17 protein-coding genes are annotated in these 17,239 nt (G+C 51.6%); 2 read left to right on the top strand and 15 right to left on the bottom strand.

Annotated features, from left to right (window positions below):
* Position 1: 1 nt before the first annotated feature.
* From tolR to ruvC, 7 genes are all read right to left on the bottom strand, one after another.
* Positions 2-475: a protein TolR gene (gene tolR / locus QQL62_RS00320; RefSeq protein ID WP_284375009.1), complete on the bottom strand. Its 474-nt coding sequence runs from the start codon at positions 473-475 to the stop codon at positions 2-4.
* Positions 476-484: 9 nt separating this feature from the next.
* Entirely contained in the window at positions 485-1,177 is a 693-nt protein-coding gene (gene tolQ / locus QQL62_RS00315; protein WP_284375007.1) for a protein TolQ, read from the bottom strand.
* A gap of 104 nt (positions 1,178-1,281) precedes the next feature.
* On the bottom strand, positions 1,282-1,701 hold the full coding sequence (gene ybgC / locus QQL62_RS00310; RefSeq protein ID WP_284375005.1) for a tol-pal system-associated acyl-CoA thioesterase: 420 nt from the start codon (positions 1,699-1,701) through the stop codon (positions 1,282-1,284).
* Positions 1,698-2,366, bottom strand: a complete 669-nt coding sequence (locus QQL62_RS00305; protein WP_284375003.1) for a hypothetical protein — start codon at positions 2,364-2,366, stop codon at positions 1,698-1,700. Before QQL62_RS00305 ends, ybgC begins: the two co-directional genes overlap by 4 nt.
* Positions 2,363-3,397 (bottom strand): Holliday junction branch migration DNA helicase RuvB, encoded by a 1,035-nt coding sequence (gene ruvB / locus QQL62_RS00300; protein ID WP_284375001.1) that lies wholly within the window; start codon positions 3,395-3,397, stop codon positions 2,363-2,365. Before ruvB ends, QQL62_RS00305 begins: the two co-directional genes overlap by 4 nt.
* Positions 3,398-3,428: 31 nt before the next feature.
* Entirely contained in the window at positions 3,429-4,103 is a 675-nt protein-coding gene (gene ruvA / locus QQL62_RS00295; protein WP_284374999.1) for a Holliday junction branch migration protein RuvA, read from the bottom strand.
* The gene (gene ruvC, locus QQL62_RS00290; protein WP_284374997.1) at positions 4,100-4,612 is read right to left on the bottom strand and encodes a crossover junction endodeoxyribonuclease RuvC; all 513 of its coding nucleotides are present in this window, start codon (positions 4,610-4,612) and stop codon (positions 4,100-4,102) included. The genes ruvA and ruvC overlap by 4 nt, the downstream gene beginning before the upstream one ends.
* Positions 4,613-4,831: 219 nt before the next feature.
* Between ruvC and QQL62_RS00285 the strand changes: the two genes are divergently transcribed.
* Positions 4,832-5,035 carry a DUF1127 domain-containing protein gene (locus tag QQL62_RS00285; RefSeq protein WP_284374992.1) on the top strand — a complete coding sequence of 68 codons (204 nt, stop codon included), beginning with the start codon at positions 4,832-4,834 and terminating at the stop codon, positions 5,033-5,035.
* An 11-nt stretch (positions 5,036-5,046) separates the two neighbouring features.
* Here the strand turns inward: QQL62_RS00285 and QQL62_RS00280 are convergent, their stop codons facing one another.
* The 5 genes from QQL62_RS00280 to rpsD all read right to left on the bottom strand — a co-directional run bounded on the left by QQL62_RS00280 (position 5,047) and on the right by rpsD (position 9,821).
* Positions 5,047-5,460, bottom strand: coding sequence for a hypothetical protein (locus tag QQL62_RS00280; protein ID WP_284374990.1), 414 nt, complete (start codon positions 5,458-5,460; stop codon positions 5,047-5,049).
* Between the two features lie 31 nt (positions 5,461-5,491).
* Positions 5,492-6,376, bottom strand: coding sequence for a 50S ribosomal protein L11 methyltransferase (locus QQL62_RS00275; protein ID WP_284374987.1), 885 nt, complete (start codon positions 6,374-6,376; stop codon positions 5,492-5,494).
* A 49-nt stretch (positions 6,377-6,425) separates the two neighbouring features.
* Positions 6,426-7,811 (bottom strand): MATE family efflux transporter, encoded by a 1,386-nt coding sequence (locus QQL62_RS00270; RefSeq protein ID WP_284374985.1) that lies wholly within the window; start codon positions 7,809-7,811, stop codon positions 6,426-6,428.
* Positions 7,808-9,043, bottom strand: coding sequence for an MFS transporter (locus QQL62_RS00265; RefSeq protein WP_284374983.1), 1,236 nt, complete (start codon positions 9,041-9,043; stop codon positions 7,808-7,810). Before QQL62_RS00265 ends, QQL62_RS00270 begins: the two co-directional genes overlap by 4 nt.
* Before the next feature lie 157 nt (positions 9,044-9,200).
* Positions 9,201-9,821 (bottom strand): 30S ribosomal protein S4, encoded by a 621-nt coding sequence (gene rpsD, locus QQL62_RS00260; RefSeq protein WP_284374981.1) that lies wholly within the window; start codon positions 9,819-9,821, stop codon positions 9,201-9,203.
* Between the two features lie 213 nt (positions 9,822-10,034).
* Between rpsD and QQL62_RS00255 the strand changes: the two genes are divergently transcribed.
* Positions 10,035-12,791 carry a [protein-PII] uridylyltransferase family protein gene (locus QQL62_RS00255; RefSeq protein WP_284374978.1) on the top strand — a complete coding sequence of 919 codons (2,757 nt, stop codon included), beginning with the start codon at positions 10,035-10,037 and terminating at the stop codon, positions 12,789-12,791.
* Between the two features lie 29 nt (positions 12,792-12,820).
* On the opposite strand, the gene QQL62_RS00250 is transcribed toward QQL62_RS00255, so the two are convergent.
* The 3 genes from QQL62_RS00250 to QQL62_RS00240 all read right to left on the bottom strand — a co-directional run bounded on the left by QQL62_RS00250 (position 12,821) and on the right by QQL62_RS00240 (position 17,236).
* Positions 12,821-13,819 carry a type I glyceraldehyde-3-phosphate dehydrogenase gene (locus QQL62_RS00250; protein ID WP_284374976.1) on the bottom strand — a complete coding sequence of 333 codons (999 nt, stop codon included), beginning with the start codon at positions 13,817-13,819 and terminating at the stop codon, positions 12,821-12,823.
* 61 nt (positions 13,820-13,880) lie between these two features.
* Positions 13,881-15,167, bottom strand: a complete 1,287-nt coding sequence (locus tag QQL62_RS00245) for a beta-barrel domain-containing protein (RefSeq protein ID WP_284374974.1) — start codon at positions 15,165-15,167, stop codon at positions 13,881-13,883.
* The gene (locus QQL62_RS00240; RefSeq protein ID WP_284374972.1) at positions 15,167-17,236 is read right to left on the bottom strand and encodes an ATP-binding cassette domain-containing protein; all 2,070 of its coding nucleotides are present in this window, start codon (positions 17,234-17,236) and stop codon (positions 15,167-15,169) included. Before QQL62_RS00240 ends, QQL62_RS00245 begins: the two co-directional genes overlap by 1 nt.
* Positions 17,237-17,239 lie beyond the last annotated feature (3 nt).

Below are 17,239 nucleotides of genomic sequence, written 5' to 3'. Positions count from 1 at the left end.
GCTATTGATCCGCCCCGTCCAATGTGGGCCCACCACCATCCGTAACCAAACCGATGTTGTTAAACCCACCGTTGTTTAAGGCGCCCATCACCTGCATGACTTGCCCATACTCTACACCAGAATCCGCGCGCAGGAAAATCTTGCTCGAGCTGCGCTCTGCAGCAACTGCACGCAATTTACTGACCAATGAATCGCGTTCTATTTCGGTGTTTTGCAATAGAATTTGCCCCTCGGAACCGATCACAACGGTTAACGGTTCCTCTTCTTCAGTGGGCAGAGGTTGGGCGGCCGTTTTAGGCAACTCGATTGGCACGCCAACCGTTAGTAGCGGTGCCGCAACCATGAAAATGATCAGCAACACCAGCATTACATCCACAAAGGGTGTTACGTTGATTTCCGCCATCGGCCGCCGCTTGTCGTGGCTGCGCCGCCGTTTAGACCCGCTACCACCTCTAGGCGTTACAGATGCACCCATTGCGGCCTCCTATTGATCCAGTTGGCGGGAAATTATAGTGGCAAACTCGTCAGCAAAGCTGTCGTACCCCCCAATTAAACGATCCGCATCAGCAGATAGCTTATTGTAAAAGATCACCGCAGGGATCGCCGCCAGTAACCCCAGCGCCGTCGCAACCAGAGCTTCTGCGATCCCTGGTGCCACAACGGCCAGATTGGTGTTTTGCTGAATGGCAATCTCTTCAAAGGCATTCTTGATCCCCCAAACAGTACCAAACAATCCAACAAAGGGTGCAATCGCGCCAACAGTTGCCAGAAAGGTTAACCCATTGTTCAGCTTTTCGCTCTCGCGCGATATCGCCACATCCATTGAGCGGTCGATGCGCTGCTGCGCGCCGCCGATTAGCCCCTCGCCACGGTGCGAACGTTCCCACTCGGTCATAGCAGCGGTAAAAATTCTCTCTTGGGCACCATTAGGTGTGTTGCCAATATTCTGATAAAGCTTGTCCAAAGGTTCGCCAGACCAGAATGCGCGGTCAAACAAATCCGCATCGCGCCGCGCCGCGCGATAATTAATGGTTTTTTGAATAATGATCGCCCAAGACCATACAGAGGCGAAAATCAAAATTAACATCACAACCTTTACCGTAATGGTTGCGCGTAAGAATAGTGCAAGCAAAGAGAAATCAATCTCTGACGCTGCTACAAGGGCTTCAGTTTCCATAATATCGCTCGTTCTGCCTGTGGCCGCTGTTTGGACGCGGCGCATTTGTTATGCCCCTAACATAAGGATAAAAACGCAAAAAAACTATGTTTTTACAGCGATTTTTACGCGTGGGCGGCAAATTGCTGTAATTTTGCCCGAATATCGGATGGTATGCGCGTGGGCGCCCCACTTGATTTCACACAAGCCACTGTTATTTCAGCAGAAAATAACAACTCATCCATACGAAATACGTTCTGAGAAAATATCATTTTTGCCCCAGACATCTGTAACAATTGCGTTTTCACAATCAATTGATCATCCAACTGCGCTGAGGCGTGGTAATCCGCTACGACCTTTCGCACCGCGAAAATCAACCCCGATTGGGCCAATGCACGCTGGTCAACATCCGCCTCGCGTACCATGGTGGATCGAGCGCGCTCGATGAATTTCAGATAATTGGCATAATACACAATCCCCGCCATATCCGTGTCTTCGTAAAAAACCCGCAAGACATATTCATGGATTGCGCGCGCGTCGCTCATTGCGCACCCTCTTGGTGCATATCCGCAAACAGCATCCCCGCTCGCGCCGCCAAGCGCAGAGCATGGCTGGGATCATCTGCCGCAATGGGCATCACCGGATCATAGGCCGCACGCACCAACGCGGCATAATTTGGTTTGGCCAAGCACAGGCCATTTTCCTTGAGCACAGCAATGGGGCTGTGGTCAGCAAAGGCATTTGATTGAAACAGCGTTAGGCACTGGAAGGTCTCACCCGTTGCCAGAACATGGGCTGGAATATCCGCATCCGCCTCCGACAAACGCACCAAAACAATGCACATTTTGATCCCGCCCTCGGCATCAAATGCAAATGATCGATATCGGTTGGCGTTGCGCGCTTTTAGCTGAGGTATAATTTCGCCAAGGTTTGGGATCATACGATCCAAATCAGGTACGGCTAGAATTTCGTCCCAAGACTGACAAAAGAACCACATGAAATTCGCACCCAATTCAGGATCGGTCTCTGCGATACTGCCCCCTGTAATTCCTACAGTGGTGGTTATTGCCGCCTTTAGATGCGAGAGCGTTTGATCATCAACACCAAAAATTACAGGCGCAATCGGGCGCCCCCAACGGGCAAACCTGTACCCCTGTTCTGTGGTGTACAGGGCCTCTATCTCTTCAACCCCTAATGCCTGATCGCTCATGTATCACCTTCAAACAACTCACTTTGATCTGCACGTTTTGGCGGCGCCAGACCCAGATGCGCCCAAGCTTTGGCCCCCAAAACCCGTCCGCGCGGTGTACGCTGGATCAATCCCTGTTGCAACAGATAGGGCTCCATAACTTCCTCAATGGCATCGCGCGCCTCGGACAAAGCGGCCGCAATCGTTTCTACTCCAACCGGCCCACCGCCGAAATTCTCGGCCAACATGCTTAGATAACGTCGATCAGCACCATCAAGGCCTAAATCATCAACCCCTAGGCGTGTTAGCGCTCCATCAGCTACAGGCTTGGATATCGATCCATCGCCCTCCACCACTGCAAAATCCACCACTCGACGCAACAGTCGCCCCGCGATACGCGGGGTGCCTCGGGCGCGGCGGGCAATTTCATGCGCTCCAGCCTTGTCGATTTCAGCCCCCATCAAACGCGCACCACGTGTCACAATGCGGCTTAATTCCTCTACGGTGTAGAATTCTAGCCGAACGGGAATGCCAAAACGGTCTCGCAACGGGGTGGTCAACAAGCCTAGGCGCGTTGTAGCCCCAACCAGGGTAAAGGGCTGTAGGTCGATACGCACCGAACGCGCAGCCGGGCCTTCACCGATCATCAAATCCAGCTCGAAATCTTCCAGCGCGGGATATAGCACCTCTTCCACAACAGGATTTAGGCGGTGAATTTCATCGATAAACAATACATCGCGCTCTTCCAGATTGGTTAGGATGGCCGCCAAATCCCCTGCCTTGGCCAAAACTGGCCCTGAGGTCATGCGGAAATTCACCCCCAACTCCTTGGAAATAATTTGTGCCAACGTAGTTTTTCCCAAGCCGGGCGGGCCATAAAACAAGGTGTGATCCATAGCTTGGCCACGTCTTCGGGCGCTTTCGATAAACACCGAAAGATTGGCGCGCGCCGCCGCTTGGCCGGTAAATTCCTCGAGACCCTGGGGGCGCAGAGCGCGGTCAAGATCCTCGGGCATTGGCTGAGGGCGCAGGGATGGATCAGGTTCATTCATAGCCATGGCCTACCTTATGCACAGAGACAGATCAATTGCTGGGTGCGAGCAATTTCAGCGCCGCCTTTATCAATGCACCAGAACCGGCCTCGGGGTGTTCACCCTGTGCCTGTGCCACAGCAGCAGCGGCATCGCCCTGTGCATACCCAAGATTCACGAGCGCAGATAGCGCATCGGCCTGTGCGCCTGCCGTCACATTTACCACAGGTGTCGATGTCTCAGGCGCAACCGGTGTGACCACATCGATCACCACGTCCTGATCCACCAATGCCTCTTCTGCGCCGCCGGCCCCCATGGCCATGATTTTTGGTGCCTTATCCTTCAGCTCGGTCACAACGCGCTGCGCAATTTTAGGGCCAACCCCAGGGGCCGATTTAATGGCCGCAACATCCCCAAGAGAAATTGCCCGGGATATGCCCTCGGCCCCCAAAACACCGGCAATTGCCAGCGCCGCCTTGGCACCGACACCTTGAACCGTAGTCAAGAGTTTGTGCCATTCCTTATCCGCCAAGGTCAGAAAACCAAACAGCTGTAAATTATCCTCGCGCACCAATAAATCTGTATAGAGCGCGACCACACCGCCACGCGCCGGCAGGCGTGCGAGCGTGCGATCAGAGCAGAACACCAAATACCCAACCCCCTGCACATCCACCAAAACATGGTCTGTACCGCGGTAATCTACCCGTCCAGTGATTTTACCGATCATCTTGCCACCCCCGCGCGGGCCAATGCCGCATCTAATTTCCCTGAGAATTGGGCATGGTGTGCGTGGCACAGCGCAATAGCCAATGCATCCACGGCATCTTGGCCATGAAATTTTACCTTCGGCACCTGCATCCGAACCATGTGCTCTACCTGCTTTTTGTCGGCGTGACCAACACCAACCACCACCTTCTTTACCGAATTTGGGGCGTATTCAGCCACCTGGATCCCTGCCTGAGCGGGTACCAGCATGCATATGGCGCGGGCCTGGCCCAGCTTCAGCGTGCCAACACCATCTTTATTTACGAATGTTTTTTCCACTGCGGCGGTATCGGGCACATGACGTTTGATCACCTCGGTTAGTTCGCTGTGCAGCTGTAGGAGGCGCTGCGCCAGATCACCTGTGCCCGAGTGACATGTTCCATTTGCCACATGCGTGATTCGCGATCCCACCACATCCAAGACACCCCAGCCCATGTTAACCAACCCAGGATCCAATCCAAGCACCCGCATATCATTACCGCCCTGTTTTTCTTTTGACCGCACACTAGCACGAAACAAGAACATCAGCCAAGACGCAATTTCAATGATACGGAAGCGACCTCTTCTAGGTCGCTTTTATCGCAATGCAAAAATCGCATCTCAGGCATGCAAAAACAGTACTGGTCAGGTTGGGGGTACGTGCCTAAATGGGCCTTATGGAATAACACTGCTCATGAAAGGAATGGACTCATGGCGACGCTTACAAAATCCAATAGAACCTTCGGAGCAATCAGCACCTTAAAGGTTGTGAATAAAATCGAAGCCACCGTGGCATCATTTCACGCTTGGCAAAGCGCCTATCAAACCAAACGCGTGCTGCGCAAATTGTCTGCGCGCGAGTTGGAGGATATTGGCCTATCACGCGCTGATATCGAAATGATGTTTCAAAAGTAAATTCAACAGCTTTAGCTACCTGATGCCTCAGAGGGTTCCTCTGGGGCATTTTCTATTTCAGCCTCCCTGCCATCACCTTTGGCAAAGAATGCCCCTTCCATGGCCATCATAATTGGCCCTCGGGCAATTGCTATCGCCGCGATCTGTTGCATTTGATCACCCGCGCGCAGTTCCGCTAGGCGTGCCTGATAGGCCGCCTCGCCCATGTCATTGACCACATATGTCTTCACTGCAATCAGCCCCAACCATGCAATGATCAATGTAACAAACAGCCGCCGCCACGGAAATTTGGCGCGCTTGCGCCGCTCTTCTTCTTCGTTATCATAAATCCCCATACGCCCGTCTGTGCGCGCGCGCACCTTTACGGTTGGGGCCTTTTCCAACTTGGCCAATCGTTTATGAAAATCATCTCTGCTGTTTGACATAGGTTAAATAAACGCCATTTCAGCCCTTAGATCAAGTAGCTGTGCGATTCCGCTTTTGCATATGCAATGTGCTCCATTCGCCAATCTGGCTGTGATTCAACAGATCGAATCCGTGAAAACCATAGGTTTCAATAACATCCTCTGCCTGGGGGTTCAGAATACCCGATAAAATCACATGAGCGCCTTCAGCACCAAAGCGCTCCATATCTGGGGCCAAATCCAACAACGGCCCTTTTAGGATATTGGCCAAGATCAAATCAAAGGGTGCCTTGGCCCGCAGATCAGGGTGGTCAAACCCTGCACAGGTCACCACATCAACCCGCCTGTCCAAATCATTGCACTTTACATTGGCGTGCGCCACATCAGTGGCCACCTCGTCTATATCGCTGGCCAGCACAGTGCCAGGCCATAACTTGGCCGCGGCCATCGCCAAGACGGCCGTGCCACAACCAACATCGATCACATGCTTGCCAATAAATCCCGTGCTCGCAAGCCTATCAAGAGCAGTTAAACAGCCCTCGGTGGTGCCATGATGCCCCGTACCAAAGGCCATTGCAGCCTCAATTAACAACGGAGTTGTATCCAATGGTACCTGATCCGCATCATGGGATCCGTAAACGAAAAATCGCCCGGCGCGAACGGGAGTTAACTCGCGTTTTACATGGGCAACCCAGTCGGTTTCTGGCAATTCAGATACAGCAAAGGGTTTGGCGCCGTGCAATGCGGCCAATAGGTCTAGGGCAACCTCATCCGGTTTTTCGGTAAAATATGCACCCACTTCCCAAAGGCCAGAGCCATCTTCTATTTCAAACACCCCCACGCCGGTTGGTTCAGGAATAATATTTTCAATATCTGCACCTAGGGCCTCTCCTGCGGTCAGCCCCGTAAGTGTTGTAAGCGCTGTAAATGTTGGCATGTTCACATCCTCAATCTTTGCTTGGCGATAAGCCGATTTCGCACTGCGGTCAAGCAGAGGCACGCATGCCGCCCTTGGCGCGGGATTTACGTGTGCGGTCCTCGACCTTTGAAATAAATCGCCAACCAAAGACCGCGGCAACCAGCCCCGCCAAGACCCATGCCAGCGCTTGCCCATAAACCACACCAGATGCACCACCATAATACGCACCCGCAAGGCACAAGGGGTACATCAATGCGCCATCCTTTATCCAATTAAACCCAGTGGAATAAATAGGCCGGCCCAAATTATTAAAGCAGGCATTAGAAACATAAAGTGCACCAGCAAAGACAAATCCCCCTGCGGCGATGTAATTAAATGCCGCGACCACCTCGGCGGCCTCGCCACTTAGAGAAAATATCCCAATAATCCACGGCGTTAGCAAAGCTAGAATTGCCCAAACACCCAACACATAAACCGTTGAAAAAATTAGGCTATCGCGATAGGCGTCACGAACCCGATCAAATTGTAATGCGCCAAAATTTTGCCCTACAATTCCCCCAATCGCCCCAGAAAGGGCAAAAACCCCCCCAAAGGCCACAACCGTAATGCGCCCCATTACCGCCCAGCCGGCAATCGCCGCATCCCCGAACTCGGAAATTTCGTGCGTCGCAATGAAATTCCCAACAGGAGAGGCCAACTGCGTCAGCAATGTTGGCACCGCAATAACCATAAAGGGTCGCGCATAGAATTTAATATCTGTCCAGCTGAACCACGCCATCAGATCCTTAACCCTGATGACAAAATATAACGTCAAGATCACCGATATAATGCGAGAGGACGAAATGCCCAGCGCGGCACCATGAATCCCCATATCTAAGCCAAAGATGAAAAACGGATCCAAAATCATCGCCGCCAAACCAGCCGAGATTGTCCCAATGGTTGATCGAATAGCATCGCCCTCGGCGCGTAAAATGGCAGACCCAATCATCCCCACCACCATAAATGGCAAGCTGGGAACGGAAATCAGCAGAAATGCTGCCGAAACCTCTAGCACCTGCCCCCTAGCCCCAACGCTGGCCAAAATCTCGTGGCGAAACAACAACAGCAGGATCATAGCCACCGTCAAAACGGCCACGCTGATCACGGTCGCTGCGGTGGCCTGACGCCGCGCGGTTTGCCAATCTTCTTGCCCCATTGAACGCGCAACCAATGCGCTAGCGCCGATCATAAAGGCCACACCAATGCTGATGGTGAAAAACTGTACCGTCCACGCAAAGCCCATGGCCGCCATCAGAACCTCGTCCTCTAGCCTCGACACCCAAAACAGGGTGATCGCCTCGATCAGGAACATAAACGTTAGCCCAATCATGCCAGCCGTGGTCATACGCACAACATGGCCCATGGTCGACCCGGTTAGAAACCGAGCATGTCGTTTTGCCGAAACGGTGCTCATACCATTTTCTTTCCGCTGGATGTCTTGAAAATCGTCTCAAACCCAATATCGGGGGTGCGCGGTATACAAAGTGCAAGCGCAAGTGATAGCAACGCGATAAAGGCCGCCACACCAAATACCGATGCAGGGGATATCAGCCAGACATACCCCAACAGGGCTGGCAAAACTACCGCCCCGATGTGATTGATCGTAAAGGCAACCGCCGCCGTCGGAGCAATATCCTCGGGCGCAGCAATTTTTTGAAAATATGTTTTCAGAGCGATCGACAACGCAAAGAACAAGTGATCCGCCACATAAAGCCCCGCCGCCATCCAAACCGGCCAATCAAAAATATAGATCCCGCCATAGGCTGCAAAAATAATCACAAGGCCCAGATACTCAATGCCCAACGCCAGCCTCTCGCCCAAACGTCCGACCAAGTGCCCCATTATCGGGCCAAAAATCATATTCGCGATGTAGTTAATCAAGAATAAGGCCGTAACCTCGTGCACCTCGAACCCGAAACGCTCGATCATCATAAAGGCCGCGAAAACCAAGAAAATCTGGCGCCGCGCCCCGGCGAAAAACTGGAGCGTGTAATACAGCCAATAGCGCCGCCGCAATACCATTTTGGTGCCCTGAGATACCGGCCCCTTGAACCGCGGGAATGCCGCGAAACAATAAAGCGCAATTAGCACAGTCCCCCCGCCACCGATCATATAGAGCGTATTGTAATCCCAGTGCCAGAACTTCCACGCCACCATAATCCCACAATAAGCCAACAAGGATGCGGCCGATCCCGCCGCCAGCATATACCCCAGCATCTGCGGTGCGCGCTCTTTTGGCAGCCACTGCAATTCTAGAGACATCTTAGCGGTTTCGTAGTAGTGAAAGCCAAGGCTTGAAAAAAATGTTGTTAGCAACAAACCAGAAAATGAAGGAAACCATGCCGTAACGGCCACAAATGCCCCCAACAGTAGCAACGATACATAGGCCAGCGTCTGTTCGCGCATCACCCACAGAACAACAATCACCCCTACCGCGAAGAAACCTGGCACCTCGCGTATGGATTGAAGCCACCCAAGGTCTGACCCATCAAACCCTGCCCGATTGTGCACGAAATTGTTTAAAAGAGCAGACCATGTGGCAAAGGCCACCTGCATGCCAAAGCTCATCAATATCAACAAGGCGAAGGGCCGTCGCCATTTAGCCAAATGCCCCGCATCAAGGGCTGGAATAGCTGATTGTTGCATATAGTTCACCCTTGTCTATGCCCCTTGGGCCTACGCCCGCACCCTGAGCCATGGGTCAAGGAATGTCCACAAGGGGCGCGTATTAAAATCTGATTTCAAAAATAAAAAAAGCCGCGCAATCTGCGCGGCTTTAAAATTCTTACAATCCCGAAAAGGATTAGTTCTTGGCGTAATATTCCACCACCAAGTTTGGCTCCATCATCACTGGATATGGAACATCACTTAGACCAGGAGTGCGTACAAACTCGGCCTTCATTTTAGATGCGTCAACGTTGATGTATTCTGCGAAATCGCGCTCGGCAGATGCCAATGCCTCGATAACCAGCGCCATTTGACGTGACTTTTCTTTCACTTCGATCACATCGCCTTCTTTAACGCGGTATGAAGGAATGTTCACCTTCTTGCCGTTTACCGTTACGTGGCCGTGGTTTACGAACTGACGGGCCGCAAATACTGTTGGAACGAACTTAGAACGGTATACAACCGCATCTAGGCGACGCTCTAGCAAACCGATTAGGTTTTCACCTGTATCGCCGTTCACACGAACAGCTTCGGCATAGATGCGACGGAATTGTTTCTCTGTCAGATCGCCGTAGTAGCCTTTTAGCTTTTGCTTGGCGCGCAACTGGATACCGAAATCAGACAGTTTTTGCTTGCGGCGCTGGCCGTGTTGGCCTGGGCCATACTCACGACGGTTAACGGGTGATTTGGGGCGACCCCAGATGTTTTCACCCATGCGGCGATCTAGTTTATGTTTGGCAGCAGTACGTTTTGTCACTGGCTGGATCCTCTTGATTTGTATGAGGGCGCTTTCCTTTCCCGCGGCGTCAATGCCTTGGGCGACAGAGATCCTATTGCTAGGTTCACAAACACCAATATGGTCATCAATTTCTTGACGATGGGCGGCTTATAGTTCCCCCCAGCACAGAGTCAAGCGAAACAGGCCAAAAATCTCGTTGACCACACCCACTCGCAGCGCCATCCTATTCTAATGATATTTCAATCCCCAATCACTCACCGCCCATTGCCATTTGACCCAAAAATAGCACAGGAGGTAGGCGCATTATATACCAGCCTTGATCAGGATGCGGTTGATCTGCTGGGTGCCATTGCCGCTACCAGCCCCTATTTAGGCCGCTTGCTGACCCAGCAAAGGGATTGGGTGCTGGAAAATGCCGCACATACTCCGGAAACGGCGCTAAGTAACGCACGGATATTGCACGGCGATACTGCCAGCGCCCTGCGCCTTGCAAAGGCGCGCGTCAGCCTTTTGTTGGCCATATGTGATCTGGCCCATATTCGTCCCCTAGAATGGATTACTCATGGCCTTACAGACTTTGCCGATTTCGCGGTAAACACCGCACTTCAGGACGAGCTGCGCAAAATCCATGCCATGGGCAAATTGCCCAATGATGCGCTAAAGCAAAACTTATCAGCAGGAATTGCGGTTTTTGCCATGGGTAAAATGGGCGCGCATGAGCTGAATTACTCATCAGATATCGATCTGATCTTCCTCTTTGACGACAGCCGCTATCCAGCTGACGAAGTTTTTGAATATCGCGCGCTATTTGTGGCTGTCACGCGCAAGGTGTTTCAGGTTCTTAATCAAAATCGCGCCGATGGATATGTCTTTCGCACTGATCTGCGCCTACGGCCAAATCCAGCGGTTACCCCTGTTTGTCCCAGCATGTCAGCCGCAGAAAATTACTATCTGACCGAAGGGCGCACATGGGAGCGCTCTGCTTTTATCAAGGCGCGGGCCTGTGCAGGCGACATCGCCGCCGGCGAGGCATTTCTATCCCGCCTTCAGCCCTTCATCTGGCGGCGCCACCTAGATTTTGCCGCCCTTGGGGAAATCGAAGATTTGCTAACCCTGTCGCGCGAAACCAAGGGATTGGTGGGGCCAATAACATTGGCGGGGCACAATATGAAATTGGGCGCTGGGGGCATTCGCGAAATTGAATTTTTCGCACAGACCAGACAGCTGATTTTCGGTGGGCGCACCGCTGATTTGCGCGAAATAACCACCATTGGGGCCTTGGACGCCTTGGCCAAAACAGAACGTATCACACTGGATCAAGCGCAAACATTATCCAAAACCTACCGTGCACATCGCAGCATCGAGCATCGCATTCAAATGTTGCGTGATGCCCAAACTCATTCGATCCCCGCATCGGATGAGGATTTCACGCGATTGGCAATGCTATCTGGTTATTCTGATCCCGCTGTTTTCGGCCAAGAGATTCTAGAGAGCCTAGAGGCAACGCGGGACGCCGCAAAACCTACCGAAACCATTGCCCCCCTTGGCGCCACAGAAAATGAAGAAACGTCAAGGCTCTTGCAAAGATGGCGCGCGCTCTCGTCCCTAAAACCACAGAGAACCCAAGAAATTCTTGCGCGCCTGTACCCCGAGATCATCCGTCTGTCGCACCAACATCTCAATCCTGATCAAACGTTAGAATATTTCGAAATTTTCCTCGAAAACCTTTCCAGCAGTGTGCAGCTGTTTGCTCTGTTCGAGCGCAGAACCGATGTTCTTGCACAGGTTTTCCAGGTGGTCGCCACCTCAAAACATCTGGCGCGCGATCTGGGGCGGCGCACATCGGTCTTGGATGTATTGGCAGATCAGGGCGGGGATGCTATTCCCGCATCTCTTCGGGCCTATTCGGCTGGGCTAGATGCCCGCCTAGACCCAGAAGCGGATTACGAATCCTCGCTGATCCAGGCCCGCGCATGGAAGGCCGAAGAACATTTCAAAATCACCTATGCGCAATTGGCGTTGTTAATAGATACCGCCGCCGCCGAGCGTGCCTATTCAGATCTGGCACAGGCCTGTGTTATCCGTATGCTATCGGTCAGCAAGCAAGAAATAGAGCGCCGATACGGCCAGATCAAAGGCGATATTGCGGTGCTGGCCATGGGCAAGCTTGGTTCCTGTGAAATGACCGCCACCTCTGATTTGGATATCATTGTGATTTTTGATGGCGATGCTGATGCGATGTCGTCGCGCAAAGACATGGATATCCGGAGCTATTTCCAACAACTAACCCGCACCTTGGTGACGGCCTTATCATCCAACATGTCCTATGGGCGGCTATATGAGGTCGACATGCGGTTACGCCCATCAGGGCGCGCAGGAACGGTAGCAACCAGCCTAGAAGGGTTCGAGGATTACCAAAGGACCAAAGCCTGGGTTTGGGAACATTTGGCGCTAACACGCGCACGGGTCATAGCGGGGCCAGAAGTATTGTCACAACGCATCGAACAAGTCTGTACATCGGTTTTAACCAACCAAATCAGCGCATCAAAAATTCTTGCCGAAGTTGATGAAATGCGCATGCGGATTGCTAAAATTTCTGCGCCAAAGCCCAACAGCTGGCCCGTGAAGAAACCCTTGGGCGGGGTATTGGATATTGAACTATTGGCCCAAACGACCGCGCTACTGACCCCGGTAAAATCAAGCAAACCCCATGATCAGTTAATTCACGCAATTCAATCAGGGCTGGTGGTTTCTTCACAGGTGACCCCCCTGATCGAGGCATTGGATCTCTTTCGGGCGATTGAGCATTTGAAGCGATTGGTTGGAATGGAGGATTTCAACGCTGAGCACCTATCGGATACGGCCGAACAATTATTCACCGAAACCACCAATAGCGCGAGCTTGGCGTTGCTGCACCGTGCAATTCTAGATCACCTGCAAAAGAACAAGACATTAATCAGCGATATTTTAGAGGGTCTGAAACCCTAACCCCCCATTACGACACAGATAATGCACGGCTAGAATTCGCGGGCCGCCATACGCGCGGCCATATCCAGCATACGGTTGGAAAAACCCCATTCATTGTCATACCAACCAAAGACCCTTAGCAATCCGCCCTTGGAGACCGATGTTTCCAATCCCGACATAATCACAGATTCGGACCGCGCACGCAGATCACTTGATACCAAAGGGCGATCAATCCAGCCAATAATGCCCGCCTTTTCTGCCTGTTCAGACAACAGCCCGTTGACCTCTTCAACTGTCACCTTATTGGAGGTTTGCACGGTCAAATCAATGGCAGAAACGCTGGCGGTAGGCACACGGATTGCCCGAGCCTCGATACGCCCAGACATCTTGGGTAAAACAGCGCCCAACAAGCGATGCGCGCTGGTTGTTGTGGGCACCATGGATAATGCCGCCGCCCGAGATCGCGCCATATTCCGCCGTGGTTGATCTACGGTTGGCTGGCTGGATGTATAGCAATGCACAGTGGTCATATGCCCACTTTCAACCCCATATGCGTCATCCAGTACTTTTATTAAGGGAGCCAACGCGTTTGTGGTGCAAGAGGCATTAGATACAATTTTGTGCTGAGCTAGGTCATGATCGTTTGCGCCCAAAACCACTGTTGCATCCGCAGAGTCACACGGCCCAGAAACCAAAACATTGCGTGCACCGGCTACCAGTCCTCGCTCTTCGAATGCGCGATCCCCAGAAAGACCTGTACATTCCAATACGACATCCAACCCATCAATCGAAAGAGCCGAAATATCCGGAACTTGGGTAAACGGAATGCGCCGCCCATCCACGACCAACGCGTCCTCTTCCATTTCCACGGTCCCAGACCATGTGCCATAGACACTGTCGAACTCAAATAGATAGGCGCAGATATCCAGTGGTTCGATATCATTGATTCCCACGAGATCGAATTCCGCTCGGTCCTGCATCAAAATTCTTAGGATAGAGCGGCCAATGCGGCCAAAACCGTTGATGAGTATTTTAGGAGGGTTCGCCATTACATGCCTGAGATAAGGGGGTGAGTTTAAAAACAATCTGCCCAAGATCAGAGAATGTCAATCAATCCTGTAAGGCCCCAGAGAAAATTTTGAAAAACGGCGCTGCGATGTAGTCGTAAAATGTCGTTTGGCGCCCCTCTAAAGCAAGAGATACGGGCATATCCGCAGACAAATTCAAGGGCGTACCCACAGATGCGAGAGCGGCTTGCAATTCTTGATCGTTAATCTGTGCAGTGGCTGAATACCCTAAGGTTGCCCCTGTTTCATCCTTCAACGCATCAGGCGAAATCGAGACCAACTCGGCGCTGATTTTACTAAGATTACGCTGTGGGAGGCTGGAAATTGTTAACGTGCCGAGCATGCCCACATAAGTTTGCTCTATCGCTTGGGTTGGAATAATCAAGCGCACGACTGGACTGTCTAGCGGTTGCGCGATTTTGGCGATGGTTTGCCCACGGCCAATGAACATCCCGCTGGACTGGTAATTAACCTCCACCAGAAACCCATCAACGGGGGCCGTTATTTCGGCCTGCGCGATTTCGTGGCGCAGGGTAATCGCCCCTCTGGTCAACTCCGGCAGGCGTGCTTGATTGCTGGTTAATTGGGTTAGCAATTCAATCCGAAAATTCTGACGCAGTTGTTGAACCTGATACTGTGCAGTTTCGATTTTTTCCTCGAGCGCGATCAGCTCGGTTTGTTTTGAATGGATGTTGGCACGGATCGCCAACACCTGCTTGCGCAGCTCATCAGACTGACTTTGTGTTGCCAGCCCCTTATTTGTGAGTAGAAGGCGCTGCCGTTCTTGAGCAATGGCCACTTCCAATTGTTGCTCGAGGGCTGCGATTTCATTCTGTGTAGAGATACGTTGCTGTACCGCAGAACCCGCAGAAATCTCGCTTTGCGCCACTTGGTGGTTCACCTGATCGAAACGTGCTTTATACCGCGCATAGAGTGCGCCGCTCATCACAGATGACGCCCCGCTCGGATCATCTGACAAGAAAAGCTGCAAAACCGCGTTTTCCTCGATGATTTGTGCGGTTTGAGTTTCTATTTGCTGTAGGTTTTCACGCTGCTTACTTACATCTAAAACATAGAGTTTCTGACCAGTTTTTACACCGTGGTGCAGAATTGCGTCGGCCTGTAAAATAGCACCGCCGTAGGGGTGCTGAATATCAACGCCTTGATTCGCAGACACCAACGTTCCATTAGCACGGATTGTTGTTGCCAAATGAGCGGTTACAGACCATATCCCCACCACCAACAACAACAACACGATCACAATCGCCGACATACGTAAAGGCCTGATCGCCGCCTGAAATAACGCATCGTTTTCTGTCGTGTCCGGCATTATGATACCATCCGCTGTGGCTGATTGGTGGAAACCTCAGCTGTAAAATATGAATTTCCTTTGATGTTTTCGATATTCAGTCGGTCGCTGATTTGCGCCAATACCGCTAGGCTTATCTCATCGTCTGACAAATCAATCATACTGACCTCTGGATGATTGATTAGCGATTTTATTTTCGGCAACTTTTCGACAACATCTGTTTTCCGCTCCTCCGAAAGCGTCAACTCGCAACTGTGCTTTTGGATAAACTTGAAGGCAAATGTAATCTCGCGTTTTACATTTGCAGGACCGTTTTGCAGGGCTGTATTAAACATTTCCGTTGCCGCTAAAATTGTTTTTTGGGCGAATTCTTTGTCAGAATGGCGGTTGAATTGCGTTTGAACCCAATCATTCAGATCCTGCAAACTGGCGGTATTCAACGGCACCTTGATCTTTTGTTTGCCGTCATTCAAGCGTCCCAACACCTCGGCTCTGGGGCCAAAATCGGCCATCTTGCCCTGATCCAACAACAGGATCTTATCCGCTAGCCCCATAACCCCCGAGCGATGCACCACCATTACGATTGTTGTACCCTGCTTTTTCAATAGCGCAAGAGTATCGAATAATTGTCGCTCACCATGCGCATCAAGCAGCGCATTTGGTTCATCCAAGAACAGGAATTTTGGGCGAGCATAGATTGCGCGTGCCAAAGCAACCCGTTGCTTTTGACCAGATGACAAAAGAAAGGACTCGCTTGCCATATCTGTTTGGTAGGCTTGAGGGAGAGCTGAGATTAGCCCGTGTACACCGGCCGTTTTCGCGGCCTGCAAAATATCATCATCATTGGGCTCTAGTGCAAAACAGCTGATGTTTTCGGCGATCGTTCCTTTGATGAGGCGTGCCTGTTGTGGCAGGTATCCGATGGTGTCTCGCCGCGTTGCCGCACCCAATGTCCGGACTTCCGTTTCTGCCATAAAAACTGATCCAATCGGGCAAGGGTCGATCCCGCAGAGCGCATGTAAAAGAGTGGTTTTCCCCGATCCACTATCCCCAATAATCGCAAGGCATTGCCCCTGTGGGATCGTTAGCGAAATGCGATCAAGTCGCGGCATTGCGCCTGCGCCCCTTGGGTAAATCAAGCCATTGCAGGATAATTCGCCGTGTAGATCATTTGTTTCTGTATGCTTGGTTTCCGTATGGTCATCTAGCCTACTAAGGGATTTGAATGCGGCAAGCCCACTGCGCAAATCTGGCAGGCTGTTTATCGCACCTTCTATGGTTTGTATGGTCTTTGCAGAAAGAATAGAGGCCGCAATCATCCCCCCGGCGCTCAGATCTCCTGCCACGACCAGCGCCGCACCTAGGCTCAGCGCTAGAATTTGCGATGACATGCGCAATGTGCTGAGTGCTGCCGTCTCACCTACGCTGATCTGCAGTGTTGTGGCCTCTTGCAATTGGCGTTTTCGTTGCAGGGAAAAATACCGCAAGAATAAATTGTCCGATATCGCATTGATGCCTGCGCGCAATTGGGGATCTGCCGCATCTTCCAAGACCTGCATCTCATGCTGGGATAGGGTCTGGGTCGCCAGCGACTGATCCCTTGACGCCCAACTGGATAGAAACTTGATTAAGACTGAAAGTGTAACGATTGTTCCAACCAAGATCAGGAAATTAACATGGATCAATGCAAGTGCGCCAAGAAACAAAGGAATCCATGGTATATTCACCGCTGTCGTCGCACCAGAACCTGCAAAGAATTTTTTAAACTCTCCGACGGATTGAATTGCCTGCTGCTGGGTTTCATCCGCCTGCGAAAGAGCCAGCTTTGCCCCAAGGTTTTCGCCCCAGATTCCGATACGCTTTAAACTGATGTCGCGCAGGTATTCCACAATACCATTGGCGATAATTATGCCCAGCGCCAAAGTCAGCAGTAAATACAGTGTATTCATGTTCTCGCTTGGCACCACACGATCCAAGACCTGCATCATGAAAATCGGGCTGATCAAAACCGCAAAATTTGTGATGCAACTGAAGATCACAAAAGGTGGTATCAGTGCCTTAACTTTGAAAAATTGATTTTGATCGCCCACGTT

It is taken from the genome of Amylibacter marinus, from assembly GCF_030160015.1.
Classification (GTDB): domain Bacteria; phylum Pseudomonadota; class Alphaproteobacteria; order Rhodobacterales; family Rhodobacteraceae; genus Amylibacter; species Amylibacter marinus.
The sequence above is the reverse complement of the archived record's forward strand: the minus strand, read 5'-3'. Positions and strand labels throughout refer to the sequence as shown.